This window comes from Corynebacterium casei LMG S-19264, assembly GCF_000550785.1.
Classification (GTDB): domain Bacteria; phylum Actinomycetota; class Actinomycetes; order Mycobacteriales; family Mycobacteriaceae; genus Corynebacterium; species Corynebacterium casei.
The window spans coordinates 346,402-365,647 of the sequence record NZ_CP004350.1; the positions used below are offsets into that span (position 1 = coordinate 346,402).

17 protein-coding genes, 1 tRNA gene and 2 pseudogenes are annotated in these 19,246 nt (G+C 55.0%); 7 read left to right on the top strand and 13 right to left on the bottom strand.

Annotated elements, in window-relative coordinates; genetic code table 11:
* Positions 1-18: 18 nt before the first annotated feature.
* Together CCASEI_RS01760 and gluQRS are read right to left on the bottom strand one after the other, a co-directional pair.
* On the bottom strand, positions 19-1,581 hold the full coding sequence (locus CCASEI_RS01760; RefSeq protein ID WP_006821579.1) for a cation:proton antiporter: 1,563 nt from the start codon (positions 1,579-1,581) through the stop codon (positions 19-21).
* Between the two features lie 56 nt (positions 1,582-1,637).
* Positions 1,638-2,657 carry a tRNA glutamyl-Q(34) synthetase GluQRS gene (gluQRS, locus tag CCASEI_RS01765; RefSeq protein WP_025386972.1) on the bottom strand — a complete coding sequence of 340 codons (1,020 nt, stop codon included), beginning with the start codon at positions 2,655-2,657 and terminating at the stop codon, positions 1,638-1,640.
* A 39-nt stretch (positions 2,658-2,696) separates the two neighbouring features.
* Here gluQRS and CCASEI_RS01770 point away from each other — a divergent pair, with 39 nt between their 5' ends.
* Together CCASEI_RS01770 and CCASEI_RS14965 are read left to right on the top strand one after the other, a co-directional pair.
* Positions 2,697-3,395 (top strand): queuosine precursor transporter, encoded by a 699-nt coding sequence (locus tag CCASEI_RS01770; RefSeq protein ID WP_006821581.1) that lies wholly within the window; start codon positions 2,697-2,699, stop codon positions 3,393-3,395.
* Positions 3,396-3,868: 473 nt separating this feature from the next.
* Positions 3,869-4,453 carry a hypothetical protein gene (locus tag CCASEI_RS14965; RefSeq protein WP_006821582.1) on the top strand — a complete coding sequence of 195 codons (585 nt, stop codon included), beginning with the start codon at positions 3,869-3,871 and terminating at the stop codon, positions 4,451-4,453.
* Positions 4,454-4,886: 433 nt separating this feature from the next.
* Here CCASEI_RS14965 and CCASEI_RS01780 read toward each other — a convergent pair whose 3' ends face one another.
* Positions 4,887-6,071, bottom strand: a complete 1,185-nt coding sequence (locus CCASEI_RS01780) for an IS1249 family transposase (RefSeq protein ID WP_038574342.1) — start codon at positions 6,069-6,071, stop codon at positions 4,887-4,889.
* Positions 6,072-6,308: 237 nt separating this feature from the next.
* On the opposite strand from CCASEI_RS01780, the gene CCASEI_RS01785 reads away from it, so the two are divergent.
* Positions 6,309-7,673: a dihydrolipoyl dehydrogenase family protein gene (locus tag CCASEI_RS01785; protein ID WP_006821836.1), complete on the top strand. Its 1,365-nt coding sequence runs from the start codon at positions 6,309-6,311 to the stop codon at positions 7,671-7,673.
* Positions 7,674-7,678: 5 nt separating this feature from the next.
* Here CCASEI_RS01785 and tgt read toward each other — a convergent pair whose 3' ends face one another.
* The 3 genes from tgt to CCASEI_RS01800 all read right to left on the bottom strand — a co-directional run bounded on the left by tgt (position 7,679) and on the right by CCASEI_RS01800 (position 12,147).
* Entirely contained in the window at positions 7,679-8,947 is a 1,269-nt protein-coding gene (tgt, locus tag CCASEI_RS01790) for a tRNA guanosine(34) transglycosylase Tgt (RefSeq protein ID WP_006821837.1), read from the bottom strand.
* Positions 8,948-8,991: 44 nt separating this feature from the next.
* Complete coding sequence (locus CCASEI_RS01795) at positions 8,992-11,535, bottom strand: MMPL family transporter (RefSeq protein WP_006821838.1); 2,544 nt, start codon at positions 11,533-11,535, stop codon at positions 8,992-8,994.
* 210 nt (positions 11,536-11,745) lie between these two features.
* The gene (locus tag CCASEI_RS01800; protein ID WP_006821839.1) at positions 11,746-12,147 is read right to left on the bottom strand and encodes a hypothetical protein; all 402 of its coding nucleotides are present in this window, start codon (positions 12,145-12,147) and stop codon (positions 11,746-11,748) included.
* A 292-nt stretch (positions 12,148-12,439) separates the two neighbouring features.
* On the opposite strand from CCASEI_RS01800, the gene CCASEI_RS01805 reads away from it, so the two are divergent.
* Complete coding sequence (locus CCASEI_RS01805) at positions 12,440-13,384, top strand: pyridoxal-phosphate dependent enzyme (protein WP_006821840.1); 945 nt, start codon at positions 12,440-12,442, stop codon at positions 13,382-13,384.
* Positions 13,381-13,653 carry an FAD/NAD(P)-binding protein gene (locus CCASEI_RS01810; RefSeq protein WP_025386974.1) on the top strand — a complete coding sequence of 91 codons (273 nt, stop codon included), beginning with the start codon at positions 13,381-13,383 and terminating at the stop codon, positions 13,651-13,653. Before CCASEI_RS01805 ends, CCASEI_RS01810 begins: the two co-directional genes overlap by 4 nt.
* A 28-nt stretch (positions 13,654-13,681) precedes the next feature.
* Here CCASEI_RS01810 and CCASEI_RS01815 read toward each other — a convergent pair.
* Together CCASEI_RS01815 and CCASEI_RS14650 are read right to left on the bottom strand one after the other, a co-directional pair.
* Positions 13,682-14,883, bottom strand: a protein-coding gene (locus CCASEI_RS01815) for an IS3 family transposase (RefSeq protein ID WP_404825269.1) whose coding sequence is annotated in 2 segments (ribosomal slippage) — positions 13,682-14,589 and positions 14,589-14,883 — 1,203 coding nt in all. Because the reading frame shifts where the segments join, the coding sequence is not laid out codon by codon here.
* A 53-nt stretch (positions 14,884-14,936) separates the two neighbouring features.
* Positions 14,937-15,101: pseudogene (locus CCASEI_RS14650) on the bottom strand (transposase); the annotation flags it as partial.
* Here CCASEI_RS14650 and CCASEI_RS01825 point away from each other — a divergent pair.
* On the top strand, positions 15,087-15,953 hold the full coding sequence (locus CCASEI_RS01825; RefSeq protein WP_404825275.1) for a hypothetical protein: 867 nt from the start codon (positions 15,087-15,089) through the stop codon (positions 15,951-15,953). The pseudogene CCASEI_RS14650 and the gene CCASEI_RS01825 sit on opposite strands and share 15 nt — an antisense overlap.
* Positions 15,954-15,967: 14 nt before the next feature.
* On the opposite strand, the gene CCASEI_RS01830 is transcribed toward CCASEI_RS01825, so the two are convergent.
* The 3 genes and pseudogenes from CCASEI_RS01830 to CCASEI_RS01840 form a co-directional block, all read right to left on the bottom strand.
* Positions 15,968-16,228, bottom strand: coding sequence for a flavin reductase family protein (locus CCASEI_RS01830; protein WP_025386975.1), 261 nt, complete (start codon positions 16,226-16,228; stop codon positions 15,968-15,970).
* Between the two features lie 27 nt (positions 16,229-16,255).
* Complete coding sequence (locus CCASEI_RS01835; protein ID WP_038574345.1) at positions 16,256-17,212, bottom strand: ABC transporter substrate-binding protein; 957 nt, start codon at positions 17,210-17,212, stop codon at positions 16,256-16,258.
* Positions 17,209-17,538, bottom strand: a pseudogene (locus CCASEI_RS01840) (ATP-binding cassette domain-containing protein); the annotation flags it as partial. The pseudogene CCASEI_RS01840 and the gene CCASEI_RS01835, both read right to left, overlap by 4 nt.
* Positions 17,539-17,605: 67 nt before the next feature.
* Between CCASEI_RS01840 and CCASEI_RS01845 the strand changes: the two are divergent.
* Entirely contained in the window at positions 17,606-18,163 is a 558-nt protein-coding gene (locus CCASEI_RS01845) for a hypothetical protein (RefSeq protein WP_025386978.1), read from the top strand.
* 4 nt (positions 18,164-18,167) lie between these two features.
* Here the strand turns inward: CCASEI_RS01845 and CCASEI_RS01850 are convergent.
* Together CCASEI_RS01850 and CCASEI_RS01855 are read right to left on the bottom strand one after the other, a co-directional pair.
* Positions 18,168-18,244, bottom strand: a tRNA-Pro gene (locus tag CCASEI_RS01850).
* A gap of 96 nt (positions 18,245-18,340) precedes the next feature.
* Positions 18,341-19,237 carry a metallophosphoesterase gene (locus CCASEI_RS01855; RefSeq protein ID WP_025386979.1) on the bottom strand — a complete coding sequence of 299 codons (897 nt, stop codon included), beginning with the start codon at positions 19,235-19,237 and terminating at the stop codon, positions 18,341-18,343.
* Positions 19,238-19,246 lie beyond the last annotated feature (9 nt).

Here is a 19,246-nt window from a genome sequence, read left to right on the forward strand (position 1 = left end):
GTAGCCAGAAGTGCTGCGCTACTTCCGGTCTTTGACTGTTAGCAGCGCGCGGTCGACTTCGCCGAGGATTTCATCCACGATGACAGGGTTAAATTCCCTGGTCTTGCGCATGCGCAGAAGCTCCGCCTGGGAGGCGAGCAAAGCGACTTCGCGGGCTTTGCTCGCCTCAGTGCGGGCGCGTTTGAGCTTTTCCATACGCACGCCACGTTCATCGGAGGAAAGGTCGCCGGCGCCGAGGTTTTCTTCAAACCAGTTATCCACCGCGACAGCGATTTCAGGATCCAGATTGTCGGCGCATTCGCGCAAGCTTGTCATCGCCGCTTGGCGGGAACGCTCAGAGACGGCAGCACGCATGGCATCCTCAGCAGCCTCGGATTGAGAGCGCAGCGACAGCTGATTCATCAGCCATGGCAACAGTAGTCCTGGAATCACCATGGTGACCAGCAAGACGGTGAGCGCGATAATCGCAAGCTCGTGGTGATATGCCAGGGTGCCTGTTGGGATGGACAAGATCAGCGCTAGTGTCACCAGTCCGCGCATGCCCGACCATGTCATCAGCAGGACTTCCTGCAGCCTGGTTGGGGCGCTGCGCCGCTGATTGGTCTTTTTGTTGATGAGGCAGACAATGTACATCCACACCCCGCGAATCACGATGGCAACCAGTGACAAACCGACGCCCACGAACACGGAATGCCAGAGATCTGAGCCGACCTCACCAATTGCGTCACGCACGGACATGCCAATGAGACCAAAAGCGACGCCGGTAAAAAGCAACTCAGCTGTCTCCCAGAAGTTCTGCCCCGAAGAGCGGTCCTCCGCCATCAAAGGTGCGCGGGAGCTGAGCTCAATCGCGGCGACCACCACGGCAATCACGCCGGATGCTTCCAAATACTCCGCGGTGATGTAGGTACCGAATGGCACCACCCAGGTCAGGGCATTACGCGCGGTGGAGTCATCAATGTGCTTCATAAACCACGCTGCTACCAAACCGATGACCAAACCCAGCACCGCGGCCACGACAGACGAGTACACGAAGTTCATAACGCCGCTGGCTACAGATAAGTCATTGCCCTCCGTAATCGCGAACAGCGCCAGGTGGAACAACACGATGGAGGCGGCATCATTGAAAAGCCCCTCGGTCTGCAGCGAGGTGGTAATGCGGTGCGGAATACCTGCCGGTTCCGCCACGGCTTCCACCGCTACCGGGTCTGGTGGTGCGATAGCAGCACCAATCAAAATGGCGCCCGCCAGACCGATTCCTGGCAGCCAGTACCATGCAGCCAAGCCCACGCCGGCGGTGGTGAGAATCACCAAAACGACAGAGAGCAGCACGATAGTTCGCCATTGCTCCCGAATCACGCCCCATGAGGTGCGCCGCGCCAATGCCCATAACAGTGGCGGTAGGAAGATAGGAAGAATCAGCTCCGAGGGCACCGTGAACGTAGTGAAACCCGGGATAAAGACCACCACGGTGGTAACCAGCGTCAGTAGCGCCGGCCATGGCAAACCGGTTCTGTTGCCCAAAGCAACTGAGAATACTGTGGCAAACAGCAGCCCAGTCAGGATCATTAAAACGTCCATGTGTGTATCCCTTTATATGGATCGGTGAGGCCTGTTTTGAGGCTTGGCGTGGTGGACTAGCTCGGGTTGGCCCAGGTAAATGGGCTGCGTGCGGCATCGGTTGCCGCAAACTCGACCGGGTCAAATGCCTCTTTTAGCCCTTCCGCCGTGGTGATGCCGTTATAACCAAGGGAGCGGGATAGCTGCCCGATGACGGTTTCAATTGAAGAATCCTCCAGCAGCTCACGCAAGGTCACCGCACCATCACGCTTGGCCAGGCGCTGGCCTGCAGAGTTAAGAACCAGCGGGACATGCACATAATTTGGGACGTCATAGCCCAACAATGTGGCTAAATACCCCTGCCGTGGCGCGGAGGACAACAGGTCATCACCGCGTACGACTTGGTCAATACCTTGGTCACCGTCATCAACCACCACTGCCAGGTTATATGCCCAGTCCGAACCCAGCGGGCCAATCTGATTCGCGTTGCCGCCACGACGCAAAATCATGTCATCGACATCGCCGGTGTACTCTCCCAACAATTCATCATGGACCGTAAAACTGGACACCTCGGCGCGCAGGCGAAGGGCGGGGACGCGGGAGGTATCGGCAAGCAATGCTCGCTTTTCTTCCCTTTCAGCATCGCTTAAATCGCGACATGTGCCCGAATATTGCCCCGGAATGGCATGCGGTGCGCGCGCTGCTTCCTGGATATCCTTGCGCGAGCAATAACACTCATAGTGCGGTAGCTTCGCCAGCGCGGCCTCATAAGCACCGTAGCGATCATGCTGGTAGATGACCTTCGTATCCCACTCAATACCCAATGCCGCAAGATCATCGAGCTGACGCTGTGCCGATTCCATGGAAGAGCGCTGCTGATCAATATCTTCCACCCGCATCAGGAACTGCCGGCCGGTACTGCGCGCAAACAACCACGCCAACACAGCAGTGCGTAGATTTCCAAAATGCAGATCACCAGAAGGGCTCGGCGCATAGCGGCCAGCGCCAGTGCCAGAGCTGGTGCCGGTGCGCGAGTTCGGCCTGTGCTCGTGCCCGGCGCCATGAGGTTGAGATTTGTTGTGTGGCGGATTTTCCATAATTTCCAGGTTACGACTCCAAGTGCGAAGATGTATTCCATGACAAGTAAATCGGCAACCGCAACCGCTGAAAATGGCGGCGAGAGCATCCGATTCATCCCGGTACAGTCCACTCTGTATCCGTGGTTGGTCACGGTGTTTGTCGTCGTCTTCCTCATTTCCAACATCAACGCCACCAAAGGCGTGGAACTTGGCCCTCTGATCACAGACGGCGCATTTTTCTTATTCCCTCTGGCCTATATCGTCGGCGACGTCCTGGCTGAGTGCTACGGCTTTAAATCGACCCGGCGCGCTATCTACATAGGCTTTTGCATGGCGCTTTTGGCCGTGGTGTGTTTCTATATCGCTATTTGGCTGCCTGCGGCAAGCTTCTATGAAGGCCAAGAAGCCTTCGCTGCGACCTTAGGCCTGGTGCCACAAATTGTTCTGGCTTCTCTGGCGGGCTACCTGGTGGGCCAGCTGCTCAACGCCTGGATCATGAACACGATGAAGAAACGTTCTGGCGAAGGCGGTTTGAAGACCCGCTTGATTGCCTCGACCGTTGTTGGTGAATTTGGCGACACTTTGCTGTTTTGCGCCATCGCCGCGTCCGTCATCGGTGTCGACTCCGTCGGCGGCTTCATCAACTACGTCGCCGTGGGCTTTTTCTGGAAGACACTCATTGAAATTGTGCTCTTGCCGGTGACCACCCGAGTGATCGCCTGGGTGAAAAAGCGCGAAGATTACGTTCCGGTGTGAATAAATTCTGGCAATGTTCTGAGCTAAAAGTACAAGAAGTGCTCAGTGATGTGCTTCCTCCAAATATTCACCAGATTCGACATGCCGTTTCGGTCGAGTTGCCATGGGCATTTCGGATAGCTGGTATCGCTTGAATGTCGGCGCATCCCCCCTCACAGAAACCATACTCGACCACTATGAAGGCTAATAGCAATCGCCACTATCCCGATAATCGGAAAGCACCGGCCGATATCCCAGCATTTTAGAGCCAATACCAATTTCGCAATCACCGCTGGCCAAACGTTGGAACCTCGCTAAATAAGTGACCTAGAACGCTTGACGGCGCCACACCGATTGAATAACATGCAACTTAGAATGGACTAACCTCAATCGAAAGTTTGACTCAGTATACGTCTCGCAGCCCTACACTGCCGCGGCAAGTTAGCGAACCAGCTCATCCGATCTCATAAATTCACATTCAAGGGGGCAATGCCATGAAAAAGCTCTTCACTTCTATATCGGCGCTTGTATTAATCACTATGTACTCGCCAATTTTTGCGAGCGCTCAAACCGATGAGTACCGCACAACATCACCCGGGCTCACCACAGCAGACGGGCTCCACCAGATAATTGATGGTGGCGAAACACAAAGCGATGATCCAACCGGATACAATTACGTTCCCGAGGATACAGATGCTTCAGGGAGCCTGATCCGGCCACTCAGCGCATCGGGCTACCAGCCTATCAACGGCTTTTCATTCACATTCAGAGGAAATACTTTCCACGTAACTACAGGCGAACTTCAACATAGAATCATTGGTTCTGGAAATTACATCCAGTCGGAAGGCTCTCAATATCGTGTACCTTCAACGATCTGCAATTGGAGAGTTGATTATCAGAATCGTACCGGAAGCCGAATTCACCGGACTTTTGTGGGTTCTAAGCACATTGGATGCAGCTTCGGAGCAGCTGCGGACACTGGACCCCAGAATGTTTACGTGCAGTCCGGCTCAAAGCAATGTGCGCGCCTTTTCGTCGCAGACCAATACCGTGGCGAGCAGTGCCACAATATAGGATAAATTATGCGAATCATCTTATTATTATGTGAGATATTCTCGCTGACTGTAGCAAGCGTCGCTTTTGTCATGGCATTCAATGAACTACACGGCGCTCGCCTGTCACTGGAGGCAGGCAGTGATCCTAGCGAAGCATTTCGATTGATTGATCAAGCTCACAGCATGCTCACGGTCGCAGCCATATTAGGCGGAATATTCTTGGTGCTTTTTATAATCAGACTGGTTCGGTATTCCGCAGAAGCCTTGGAACGCAAACGCGCTATAGCTGTTTGATGGTGCTTCATCCTGCTGAAGTACCTATCGAGGCAAGGGCTTGAACTAAAAAGTCTCATCCAACCCGGAAGCGTCATTTTGCTTCCGGTGTAAATAACTCCCGCCCCGTATGTGAGGCCTATATGCCAAAAGTGGTGTCTGGCGGCGTGTCGGGGTGGGATGTTTAGCGGATGGTTCCTTTTCTGATTCCTACTGAGTGGTTGTATTCGGTTGGGATAGCATTGTCGTAGAGGGCTGGCCTTCCGGTTTCGTGGTTGGTGTGGTTCTCGGTGTGGGTTAAGACGTGGACTTTGGCGAGTTGGTCTTTTCCCCAGTTCTGCTGTCTGGCGATCTTGCGTGGGTCGCCAGGCAGTGGTGTTTTGTTGTAGAGCCACCATTCGAGCATTTTTCTTTGCCGTTCCCCGCCGCGCCCGCGGTGGCAGCGAGCGATGAATTTCAGTTGCGAGTTGATGCCGCCTTCTAGTCTGTTGGTATTTGATGCCCAAGATTCTTTGTCTATCGCTTGTTTTGGTGGGGTGAGGTAGATAAATAGGTGTCCCTTTTTGTGCAGGTTAGTCAGCGAGTTATAGGCGCTGCGGACTCTGCGGTGGGTGAATTCATAGCGTTTGCCGGTGCGGTTTATTTCTGGGGGCAAGGGGGTTTTCTCGTTGAGGAAATCGTGGTGTTTGATTCCATATTTGTGGAGGTCGACGGCCCATTTTCGGGCTTGTTGCACGGTTTCTCTGCTTGTTAGTTCTAAGGCGAGATTATAGATTTCGCGTCCGGCTTCGGTCCGTGGCCGGGAGGTGACGTAGCGGCGAACAACTCGTTGGGCGTGGATGAGGCAGCGTTGGATCAAGGTGCTAGGCCAGAGCTTTTTGATGGCGGCTTGAGCACCTTGTCCRCCGTCGAGTACCACGCATAAGGGTGCTGCGAGTTTAGAGAGTAGCTGCGTGTAGGAGTGGGTGGTTTCGTGTTTGCACCAGTGCCAGCACAAGACGTGGTCGGAGGTTGAGGCTATGAGTAGACATCCGGCTGCGGTGTAGGTGCCGTCGATAAAGATTTGGTCGTGGATGCGGTGTTTGTCAGGGTTGTTGGGTATTTCGATAAGCCATAGTGGTTCGAAGTATCGGTATACGGTGCGGGTGGATACTTTCATCAGCCTGGCGCATTCGGTGATTGGGTAAATGCCGGTGACGTGGTTGTGGAAGTAGGTGAAGTGGCGCTTGGCAGTGATGTCTGGTCGGTGGGTTTGTTCGGATATTCCGCAGGTGGTGTTTTTACAGCGCCATCGGGTGCGTGCGTTTCTTTTCCCATTTTTCTTCATTTCCCCAGTGCATAGTGGGCATCGTGGTCGTATTTCGGGCATGAGAAATACAAAACCGCACCTGTTAGCACAGGTGCGGTAGAAACTTCGGGATTGACCGAAAAACTCGTGTGTGCAAGCTTTTTGACCTTGCAGAGTATTGATTTAGCTATTGAGAGCTGCGGAGATTGCCGGATCTAGACACCACTTTTGTCACATAGCCCGTATGTGATTAGGCTTGGTGTAGCAACGTTTAGTGGCTCGCCAAGCCATTTCTTTTTATGAAAGGGCAGGGATTTTATGGCAACGACAACTAATCAGGCTGAAACTACCGCGGATGTGCTGGCTATCGGTTTTGGTAAGGCCGGCAAGACCATCGCCATGAACCGCGCGGAGCACGGCGACCGCGTTATTTTGGTGGAGCAGTCCCCGAAGATGTACGGCGGCACCTGCATCAATATTGCGTGTGTCCCGACCAAGACCATGCTGGTAGACTCCGAGCGCGGCGTGAATTACGAAGGTTCGGTTCAGCACCGCGATAGCTTTATCGCCACCTTGAACAAGGTCAACAAGGAGCTTGCCGATGACTCCGGCGTGCTTGTTGTCGACGGGCACGCTGAATTCACCGGTTCGCATTCAGTGCTGGTCACCGGCGGTGAAGAAGAGCTGGCTATCACTGCGACCACGATTATTATCAATACCGGTTCGACCCCCGTCATCCCTGATATTCCAGGTGTAGATTCGTCTCGCGTCATAGATTCCACCGGTGCGCAGCATTTAGACTCCACGCCAGATTCTTTGGTCATCGTTGGCGGTGGCCCGATTGGTATGGAATTTGCCACCATGTTCACGCAGTTTGGCACGAAGGTCACCATCTTGGACCGCGGGGCAAAATTCGGCACAGCCTTCGATGAGGATGTTGCCACAGAGGTCAAAGCCGACTTAGAAACCAAAGGAATCACCATTATCAATGGCGCTGATGTCACGGAGCTGCACGATACCGATGACGGTATCAAAGTGCGTTACTCGGAGGATGGCGGTGAACATGCCATCGATGCCACCAACGTGCTCTTTTCCATTGGCCGTACTCCCGCCACCGAGGGCCTGGGATTAGAATCCGCTGGAATCGATACCACGGAACGCGGTGCGATTGCCGTGGATGAGCACCTGCGCACGAACGTCGAAGGTGTCTACGCAGCTGGTGATGTCACCGGGGGTCCGCAATTTACCTATATCTCTTATGACGACCACCGCGTGATCACCTCGGATCGCTGGGGCGATGGCTCGCGGGTAGCCACTGGACGGTTATACCCAACCACCACCTTTATTAATCCACCGGTTTCCACGATTGGCATGGGCGAGCAGGACGCCAAAGATAACGCTGCCTCCGGCGGGCACACCGCGGAGGTGCGGTTTAAAAAGATCGCCGATATTCCCATCATGCCGCGCCCGAAAATTTTGGGCACGCCAGAAGGTGTAGCGAAATTCATCATCGATGTGGAAGATGATCAGATCCTAGGCGCAACGTTGTACTGCGTTGATTCCCAAGAGCTCATCAACTTCGTAGCAGTGGCAATGCGCCAAAAGATTCCGGCCTCAGCGCTTGGCGATGGCATCTATACCCACCCGTCCAGCACCGAGGTCTTCAACGCACTCTTGGGTTAATCCCGCTACTTCTTGTTGGCGTAGTACCGTCCCATGAATTCATCGCGGTAGGCCTCGTAGTAGCCGCCATCGATGGACTTGCGGATGTTATCAACCAGGCTGATCATAAATTGCAGGTTGTGGATGGTGCACAAGGTTCCCGCCAAGAATTCCTTGGCTTTGAGCAGGTGGTGGATATACGCGCGAGAGTAATTCTCCGATACGTATCCACCGAATTCTTCATCGATTCCGCGGAAGTCACGCTTGAACCTCGCGCCCATCAAATTCATGCGGCCATCAAGGGTGTACACGCCACCACGGCGACCCAGACGAGTTGGCGCGACACAGTCAAAGGTGTCAGCACCGGCCTCAATCGCTGTAAACATGTCATCTGGTTCTGAGATACCCAGCAGGTGGCGTGGCTTGTTTTCTGGCAGCTCATCACAGCACCAGCCCACGATGGTGCCCAGGTTTTCTTTCTCCAGAGCACCACCCAGACCGAAGCCACCAAAGCCACGCTTGCCCTCTGCTTCTGCCTGCTCTGATAGCTGAACCAGCCCACGGGTGGCCTGACGGCGCAGGTCTTCATACTGTGCCCCCTGCACAACTCCCCATAACGACTGTTTCGGGCGGTGGGTGCGCTCATTGGTCAAACGTTCATGCTCATCTAAACAACGCTTTGCCCACCGGTGGGTGCGCTCAACAGACTGTTCCTGGTAGACGCGAGTATCCACCAGCGTGGTCAGCTCATCAAAGGCAAACATGATGTCCGCGCCCAGGCCATGCTGAATCTGCATGGAAACCTCTGGTGTGAAACGGTGCTTGGAACCATCAATGAAGGAACGGAAATCAACGCCGTCTTCATCCACGTGCGCAAGGCGCTCTTTCTTTGCCGCGCGGATATCGACTTCGGTCAACTTAGCCACGTCCATGGCAAGGACCTTTTTAAAGCCCACGCCCAAGCTCATCACCTGGAATCCGCCGGAGTCCGTATAGGTGGGCCCTTCCCAGTTTTCAAAGGCGCCGACGCCACCTGCTTCATCCACGATATCATGACCTGGCTGCAGGTACAGGTGGTAGGCATTGGACAAAATAGCCTGCGCACCAGTGGATTTAATCTGCTCAGGGGTTAGCGTCTTTACGGTTGCTTTGGTTGCAACAGGGATAAACGCCGGGGTTTGGATATCCCCATGTGGGGTGTGAATAACACCAGTGCGGCCGTGCTTGCCGGGGCTACCATCGCCCAAGCGGGTAGTCACATCAAAGGAAAGATCATCAGAGTGCTCATGGCTCATAGCCACCTAGTCTAATCTGTGTTCCTTCACGGACTATCCCAGGCCTATTTGGCTGAAAGGTCTTGCTCTTCAGTACGCTGTGCCCGCTCTTTCTCTTCCCACTCTTTTTCCAGAGCCGTGCCTTCAATATCTAGCGGCGGCATTGCCTTATCCATCCACTTTGGAAGCCACCACGTGGCTTTGCCCATGAGGAACATGGTGGCAGGAACCAGCGACATTCGGATGAAGAAGGCATCGAAGAATACGGCAACCGCCAGTGCGAAACCGAAGATTTGAATGAACGGTAGCGGCTGGTTAATAAACGCCACGAAGACCGAAATCATGATGATGGCCGCGGCAGTGACCACTCGTGCGCCTTGGGTAAAGCCGACGATGGTGGATTCATCCACACCCGAATACGGCGAGCCCGGCGATGGTTCACCTCCCGTGTGCGAGTAGTGCTCACGCATTCGGGTGACCAAGAATACTTGATAGTCCATAGCCAAACCGAAGGTGACGCCGATAAGGAAGATTGGCATGAAGGAAATCAACGGACCGGGCGCAGGAACCAAATCCCACAGGCCTTCCTGCCACACCAGAACAGTCAGTCCGAAGGCACTGCCCACGGACAATAGGAAGCCGAGTGCTGCGACCAGCGGGACAAGTAGAGAACGGAAGACCAAGAACAGCAGTAAAATAGCCAGCCCCACCACAAGGGCCAGATATAGCGGCATCGCTTCTTCCAAGCGTTCCGTGATGTCCAGCTGCACTGCAGTTAGACCCGTCATGCCGAGTTCCGCGCCGGTGGCATCTTCAATGCGACTGGTAGCCTCACGCAACGCGCTGGCCACGCCAACGGTTGCCACATCAGTTGGGGAAGTCTGCGGGGAGACCATAATCTGCGCTGCTTGGCCGTCTTCGCTCAAGCCCACAATCTGCGCATGGCGCACTCCACCGACACGTTTAAGCGCATCCGCGGTGTACATATATGACGACAGCTGTGCTTGTTCTTCCACTGTGGAATCTTCGCCCTGCGCTGCCATCAGTGGCTGCAGTGCTGCCGATTCAGTGTTGATGTTCTCCGCATCAACGATGACCAAGAATGGACCGTTGATACCTGGGTAGAAACCTTCCGATAGCAAGTCAGCTGCTTTACGCTGCGTGGTATCCGGATTAGAGGTGGTATCTGCTGGCAAAGACAATTCCATGTTCAGCACCGGCGCGGACAGTGCACCCAAACTCAGCACCACAAAAGCCATGACGACGCCCGGCATCTTGCGCACCAAGCGCACCCAACGGTTGCCCATGGTTGGGGTCATGCGGAACTTGCCCTTAGGTGGTTCAGCTTCAGCTGGCGCGGCAGCACCAAACTCCGCATCTGCGATTTGATCGCCTGCAACGCCAACTTCATTCGCCAGTTGCGAGGACTTCATGTCCTGTTTGTTGGATTTATTCTTCTTCGCGCGGCGTCGGTTACCCGCCACACCTGGGATGCGGCCCGCGAAAGCCTTATCGCCCAGCACGCCCAGTAGCGCCGGGATGAGGGTCAGTGCAACGACCACGGAAATGGCCACGGTTCCGGCCGCGGCCAGACCCATGGCGGTGAGGAAGCCGATATTGGCAACAATCAGCGCGAATAGCGCAATGAACACTGTGGCACCAGCGAAGACCACTGAGGAACCAGCCGTACCGGCAGCCATACCGGCTGCATCCGGCCCATCCTTGGTCTCACGCTCTGAGCGGTAGCGCGATAAAATAAAAAGTGCGTAGTCAATGCCCACCGCCAGGCCAATCATCACAGCCAGAACCGGAGTGATGTTGTTGAGCTCAACCCAGTGCGTTGCAATGAACAAACCCAGCGAGCCTAGGCCCACGCCAATCACTGCGGAAATCAGCGGCATACCTGCGGACACCAAAGAGCCGAAGGTGAAGATCAAAACCAAGAACGCAACGCCAAGACCGATGAGCTCTGAGGTGGTATTCACCGCGATTTCATCGCCGAAACCAGCACCGCCGGCCTCCACCTGGAGCCCCAAGTCACGCCCAATGTTCATCGCATCAGTAACGATATCCTTGTCGGACTGCTCAACCGAGTATGGGCTTTCCGCATCAAAGTTGAAGGTGGTGTACGCGATGGTCTCATCTTCATTGACCATGGACAGGTTGTCAGCGTCTTCACGCGCGGCTTCTTCTGGCAGACCCATCTCTGTGAACTGGTCAACGACGCCTTGTTCAAATTCCGGCGAAAACTCAATCGGATTACCAAAGCGCATGGTATCGCCCATGGCCAGGTTGTCTTCGAGGTAAGTAATCACCTCATCAATGGCTTCAGAATTTTCTGGATCTGAAAGCTTCTCCCCGTCCGGGGCTTTGAACACTAAGTTCACGGAGGCCGCATTGGCGGGGTTACCACCTTCAGGGAAAAGTTCCACCGTGCGATACGTTGCCTCAATCGCCGGGGTACCGGAGATAGAGAACTCTGAAGTCATGGGCTTCATCAGCGCTGCCGCTGCGCCGCCGACTCCTGCGAGCAACAGAACCCACGCGATGATGACTTTCCACTTGTTGAGGTACGACCAGCGACCTACGCGGAAAAGAAACTTAGCCACAGTGACAAACTACCTTCAACCAGACAACAGAAAATGAACCCTAAGGCTTAGAAAAGACTAGAACCCCTAGTTTAGGCATGGATTGTTGTCACGGAAATTTCCCAGACCATGTCCCGGTTAAATCTATTCTCCTCTACGCAGATTTTATGTCTGCGCACAGAGTGCGAGGCGCGCCCAACGCCACGCGCATCGGTCATACTTTACCAAGGCCTACTTAGCGGAGTACTGCGCGTTGAGCGCTGGACCAGCGATCAGGCTGAGGAAGCCCACGAGCTGGTCGATGATTCCGAAGAAGCCACCAAGAGTCGGCATGATAGCCAGCAGCAGTGGCGCGAATGGGCCGGCGTTATCTTCAATGGCCTGGGAGCTAGGCTGCTCAAACTCGTCTTGCTCTTTGGCGTCATCCTTGTCGCCGTCCTTATCGGAGTCGACATTTTCATCGGTGCTGCTCAAAGAAGAGGACTGGGAAGATGACTCCTCGCTAGACGCTTCTGCGGTGGCAGTCGCCTCAGTGGTGGTATGTTCCTTGGTGGTGTCTGCCTGTGCGACACCCGTGCCGACCAAAGTGAGTGAAACGGCAGCTGCTGCTACTGCGAGGCGGGTGATCTTCATGCCTAAGATTCCTTTACTTCCAAATGATCTTTATGAATCTGTTACTAAGTAATTATCGGACTCAGCTTCACTTCATTACATAAGCAAATTGAATGATCGAGAGACCACGGCAATCGTCCATTAAACGCAATGTGAATCGCGCGCCCCTTTTTTAGAACTCACAGCTAATGCAAATGCCCTCTACTGCATCGACACTTTTTGGGAGAAAGTACCTCCCATCAAACGTTCCGGGATAGTTTACACTCACATTTCCATTCGGGCTCCCCCATTGAAGCCCTGTATGATCGCATGCATGATACGTAACTCCGGTCACACTATCGCTGATGCCATTGGTAATACTCCACTTGTTAGGCTCGATAGACTGGCCCGAGATTGGAATTTCAATCTGTGGGCGAAGCTAGAGGCTTACAATCCGGGTGGCAGCGCTAAGGACCGAACAGCGCGTGCCATGGCCACGGCCAGCAGTCTCAATCCTGGGGCCACGGTCGTCGAGTCTAGTTCGGGAAACCTGGGTATCGCGCTTTCACGTGAAGCTGTGCTGGGTGATTGGACTTTTCACTGCGTTGTGGACCCGCGCGCGAATCGTACTACTGTCGCTCATATGAAAGCGCTTGGAACTGTGGTGCATCAAATCACTGAACCAGATCCTGAGACCGGCGATTGGCTTGTTGCGCGTCGGGCTCGCGTGGCTCAGCTACTTGAGCAGATGCCGGAGGCCGTCTGTTTGGATCAATATTCCAATACAGCGGCGTTTGTAGCGCACGATAAGGGCACAATGACAGAAATTGTGGCTCAGCTGGGTCACGCGCCGGATCATCTGCTGGTAGCGGTTAGCACCACAGGAACGATCGGCGGTTGCCTGCACTATGTTGCTTCGAACAATGTGGCGACCCAGGTCACGGCAGTAGATGCAGAAGGTTCAGTTCTTTTCGATGGCCATCCGGGCACCCGCCACCTTCCCGGTTTTGGTGCTGGCATGGTGCCGGAGCTTTCCAAGCAGCTATCTCCTCACAGGGTTATCCGTATTAAAGATCGGGCATCTGTTGACGCGGCCCGCACATTGGTCAGGACAGAAGCGATCCTTCCAGGAGCGTCAGGTGGGGCAGTTATCGCAGCTGTGGAAAAACTTCGGCCTAGTATCGCCGAAGGCAGTGATGTCGTGGTGATTGTGCATGATGATGGAACTAGGTACATGGACACGATGTACAACGACGATTGGGTGGAGAAAAACCTGTGATCAAGGTGGCAATCATCGGCGGCGGTCCACGGGGATTATGGGCCGCGGAAGAACTACTTGAGCTCGCACGACAACGGTCGGTGGATGTAGATCTTCATGTCTATGATGACGGATTTGGCGTAGCTTATAGTCTCGATCAACCCGAAGAATGGTTGGTCAATGTTCGCTCTTCTATTATCCGCACCCAACTGGGAAGCTTTGATGGATGGCTCCGTGCGCGCGGTGTCGGCACTGATTTTCCTCCCCGCCGGATGGTTGGAGGGGCCTGACCCCCGGAAAGTAGACACAGGGATTTAATCAAGAAGCACGTTTGAGTGTAGCTTCATTGTGCCGCTCAAACACGTTTGGTGCGAGGTGATTACACCACGAGTGCCTTCGCATCGTGTTGTACCTGGTGCACCACCGGAACACCTCCCTCCGACACACCAGCTGGTTAGTGAATGTTTTAGAATCTTGCAGCACTTCACGCTTCATTGAGGCGTTAAACGATTCAGCTAAGGCGTTATCTGCGCTGGTTCCAATTGCTCCCATCGACTGTTTCACCCCAAGTAGCGTGCATGTCTGCTGGAATGCTTGCGAGGTATAAACACTGCCGTGATCCGAGTGAAATATTGCCCCTTTAAGGCTGCCTCGCTGGCCTTTGGCAGCTGTGAGGGCATCTTGAACCAAGCTAGTGCGCATGTGATCCGCAATCGCGAAACCGATTAGCCTGCGTGAATAGCAGTCAATCACGGTAGCCAGGTACATATTTGCCCCACCGTCAATCGGCAAATACGTAATGTCACCGACATAGAGCTGATTTGGCTTGTCGGCAGTGAACTTCCGTCCGACTAGGTCCGGAAACACTGGTTTTTTCTTATCCGAAACAGTCGTGGTGACTTTGCGTTTTTTCGTGAACCCAAACAATTTCATTGACCTCATCACCCGTGCGACCCGTTTATGGTTGACAGGTCTATCTTTTGGATTGTCGTTGAGTTCTGCCGTGACGCGTTTGGCGCCGTAGCAGCCCTTTTCTGCGGCGAACACGGCCTTGACTTTCGCGCCGAGGATAGCATCGCTAAACAAGCGTTTCTTGCGCTTGGCTGCACTAGATTTCCATTTGTAATACGAGGAACGATTCAACGTCAGAACTTCACATAACCGCTTAACCGGGTAGGTTTTTCGCGCGTCGTCAACGAACCGGAAGCGGATCACCAATTCGTCTCTTCCGCGAAATATTTAGCAGCCTTTTGCAAAATATCGCGCTCTTCTTGCAAGCGTTTAACTTGGCGTTCAAGCTGCCGGATCCGCTCGGTGTCGGTGACCGAGGCCGACGAGGAAGAATCCGGGGTAATGATCGTGGTGCGCGCGGCCGTCCCGTACCTTTTGACCCAGTTATGCAAGGTAGCGCGGTTGATCCCGAGATCAGTGGCAATAGTGGTCAATGAAGCACCCGAGGAATTCTCATAGAGTGCGACAGCATCACGCTTGAACTCTTCGGTATAGGTCTTGCTTGGCATAGTGAGGAGATTACCTTTCAGTCCCACGTTGATGGGATATTAGGTGTCTACCAAACAGGGGTCAGTGCCCAGGTGGCTATCACGGTGGTGAGTGCGCGTTCTGCCCGGGTGCGTCGTTCCAGGAGCCAGTCCGGGAAGAACGATCCAGTGCGAAGCTTAGGTACTGCAACGTCGATGGTACCCACCCGGGTATCAAGGTCACGGTGGCGGTAACCGTTATCTCACAGGATCCGAACTCTATCTGGGTACACCTCATTCCAATTCAAGGCGTGGCAGCGGTACTGGTTCTGGGCATCGCGGCGATTTTGGGTTGGTCGGAGAAGCGACGCATCGCCAAGCTACAGGCTTCTGGTGAATTTGTGGGCACCACTGAGGTGAATGTTGCCGACATCGCGGCGGACTTCCAGAATCGTCAAGATGAGATTCAGGAACAAAAGGGCTACCACTTCCGCAAGGGTCGTGCGATCACCATCATCAACATCGTTCTTGCACTCGGCGTACTTGTCAGCTTGCTGTCTGGGCTATTGCCGCCGGCACCAGCATTCCTCATCGCAACCACGATTGCGCTGGTGCTCAACTTTGCTTCAGCCGATGACCAATCCGATGCCCTGAAGCGTCACGCGCCGAATGCCCTGTCCATGGCTGGTGTCATCCTGGCGGCAGCGATGTTCCTCGGCGTCCTCAATGAATCACGAATGCTGGAAGAAATCGCGCTGATGCTGGTGGCAGTCTTGCCAGAGGCTGTTGGGCCATACCTGCACGTCATTGTTGGCCTGCTGGGCGTTCCACTGGATCTGTTGACCTCTACCGACGCGTACTACTTCTCAGTGCTGCCAATCGTTCAAGAAACTGTCGCGACATATGATGTCAGCGGAATGGGCGCAGCATCCGCACTGATCATCGGCAATGTCATCGGTACTTTCGTCTCCCCATTCTCCCCAGCGCTGTGGTTGGCACTGGGCTTGGCCGGCGCCCAGATGGGCAAATACCTTAAGCTGGCATTCCCCATCGCTTGGGCGCTGTCTGTGACCATGGTGCTCGTCGCATTCTTCACCGGAATGCTGGTTTAAGTAGCCAGCTTGCCTCAGTGCGGTTTGAACTGGGAGTTGTGAAAGATCAGCGGAGTTTGCTCGGCGTAGCTGGTGGCGTCGAGCGCTTCGAGCACGGCGAGGGTGTGGTCGCCGGTGGTGATTTCCTCGACCAGGCGGGTGGTGAAGGTGGCGGTGGCGTCATCGACAACCATGGAAGTCGGTTGGCCATCGACAAGCCCTGCAACCGCCGTGATTGGTGTCGGAGCCTGCGCGAGAACTGGGCGAAGTGCAACAGGAGAAAAAGTAGTAGGCATGATATTTCCTTTGCAAAAGAGGGTTTACTAGTCTTCGAAACGGACATCGATTTGGTCCGCAAAGTCGAAGGTTTCGGGGAGAACTTCCGCGCGCTCAAATGCGCCGATGAGGTCATTTTGGGAATCAATCACTGTCTGATCGAGCGGGATTGGAAGGCGTGAGCTGCGGACATTAATCTCCGCGGCTTCGGCGTCAGCGCCGGTTTCCTCGGCGAAGATCTTCGCCCACTCCTCCGGATTATCCTTTGTCCACTGATACGCGCGGTCAATGCGATTAAGCAGGTCATCGATAGCTTCGGCGCGGGTGTCATCGGCAAGAGCTTGGTCGCTGGCGACACCAAACCCGTAGCCATTGGACAAACCCCCGGCGGTAATCAACGGCACCGCGCCGCTGACCTCTGCGATGGCGGTGTACGGATCCCACACCGCCCAGGCATCTACCTGGCCGGACTCAAAAGCGCTCTTGGAATCTGAAGGCTGCAGGAAATTGATATTCAGGTCCTCTACATCCACCCCGGCCTTTTCCAACTGCAAGACCAGGTGGCCGTGCGCGCTGGAGCCACGCGCCACTGCCACGCTTTTGCCCTTCAAATCCGCAACGGAGGTGATATCCGAATCCTCCGGAATGAGAATGGCATCGCCTTTGGTCTCATTGGAATATGCCGAGACCACCTTGGTATCAGTCAACCCACCGACAATCGGCGGCGTATTGCCCGTGATGGCGAAATCAATCTGCCCCGCATTTAACGCTTCAATCTGTGGTGGGCCCGAAGTAAACGTGGACCACGTGATGTCATAAGGAAGATCATCCAGCCCACCCGCGGCGGAGAGGATCTTCTCCGTGCCGGCGATCTGGTCGCCGACCTGCAGCGTGATGTTTTCAACGTCAGAGGTAGAGCCCCCGGCTGGCGAGCACGCCACCAACGACGTTGCGATGAGCCCTGCGATAGCGGTTACGGACAATGGTTTATAAATCTTGTTCATGAGGTGACCTTCAAAAGACGGAGGAGTTCAGCGGTGTAGTGAGCAAATTGCGGATTGTTGCGATCGCGCGGGGTGGGTAGCCCGACGGTGATTTCGGCAGAGATGTATCCGTCTTCGAGCAAAATCACTCGGTCGGCCAGAGCGACTGCTTCGGCAACATCATGGGTGACCAGAAGAATGCCGAAGTTGCGGGAGGACGCGGTGTCAAGCAGTAGTTGCAGCGCAGTAATGCGGGTCAGTGCGTCGAGAGCGCCAAAAGGCTCATCCAACAGCAGTAGCTCTGGCTTGCTAATCAGGGCCCGGGCCAAGGACACGCGCTGGGATTGTCTGCGGCCGAGCTAGCCTTCCGGCTGGGACAACCAACCCGTCCATGTCGGTTCGGGTGCTGCAGCGATGGTTGCGCAGGAACTCCTCAGCGCCCCCTTGAGCAGTGAAGACCCCGGCTCCACGCTGTACTTCTTTGCGCGCGAGGTGGTCAACCACGCGTGGATCGTCAACGGCGCCGTCCACCGTCTGCACTCCGGTAAGAACACTTCCGCATTTCACGATCTTGCCCGCGGCACTGGGCTGGAGCATGATGAGGTTCATCCTCTGAGCGGTCTAGCCACTGTCGCAGCAGCACAACGTGCAGGTGCGCAAGTACACACTTATCGGGAACTAGTACAAGCAGCCGGAAAGAATTCGACCGCGCGGCGCTTCGTCGATGCCCGCAATGACCTGCTGGTTGATGCCACCACATTAGTTCTAGACATCGTGGACCCCGCAGCACTCGTCCTGGCCGGCGAAGCATTCGTCATTGACCGCGTCGGCCTGCGCAATGTTGTGAACAAAGTCCGCGCGCGCCGGGCAGCAAGCCAGCTGCGGATTAGTTTGGCTAGCCCCGCTGCCACCCGGGACGCAGTGCGTCTGACCGGGGTTTATCCGCTGCGGGCGGAACCGCTGTTGGTGTAAAAATTGGTCGGGATAACAGGATTTGAACCTGCGACCTCGTCGTCCCGAACGACGCGCGCTACCAACCTGCGCCATATCCCGAATATCGCAATGCTTTGCGGTACTGAAAAATTATAACGCCGGGATGGGGTGCGTCCCCAAATCGCATTTCACGAATTTGGGGGTGGATTGCTTCATCTACTCGGCTACTTCGGTGATGCGCAGCAGCGTTGCCGAAGGGCGGCAGAAGATTCGCACTGGAGCAAACTTGGAGGTGCCCAGACCGTTGGAAACGTGCATCTTCATCGGACCGAAGTCATGCATGCCCTGCACGCGCTTGCGGTCAATGCCGGAATTAGTCACCAAAGCGTGGGAGCCCGGAAGGCAGATTTGACCGCCGTGGGTGTGGCCAGACAGTGACAATTGGTAGCCGTCAGCGGCGAACTTCTCCAGTACGCGTGGTTCAGGGCTGTGCAGCAAAGCCAGGGCAAGGTCAGCGTCAGGATTCGGTGCGCCGGCAACGTCCGCGTAATCATCCAAATCATGGTGCGGATCATCAACACCCGCGGCAGCAAGGCGCACGTTGCCCACCTGGAACTCATGGGTGGCTTGGTTGGCATCACGCCAGCCGTGCTCCATGAACGCCGCGCGCATGCCGCGCCATGGCAGATCCACATAAGAAGGCTCGCGCTTTGCGCCCCACAAATACTTGAATGGGTTCACAGGACGCGGCGCCCAATAATCATTGGTGCCAAAGACGAATAATCCAGGGCGCTTGAGCAGCGGACCCAATGCGCGCAGGACGTCTGGGACACCGGCGACATCAGAGAGATTATCGCCCGTATTGACCACCAAATCTGGCTCAAGAGCATCAAGTGCGGAAACCCACTCAATTTTTTTCTCCTGGCCTGGAATCATGTGCAGGTCGGAGATGTGCAGCAGCTTGAAGTCCTTCTCACCGCGCAAAGTGCCTGGTTTGAGAAGTGGCACGGTCACTTCCTTGAGCTCGAATTTGGTTAATTCGGAATAGCCCCACGCAAGGGTGGCAAGGCCCGCGATTGCTGGTGTTAGGAGTAATGGCACGATTTTCTTCACGCATCAAGC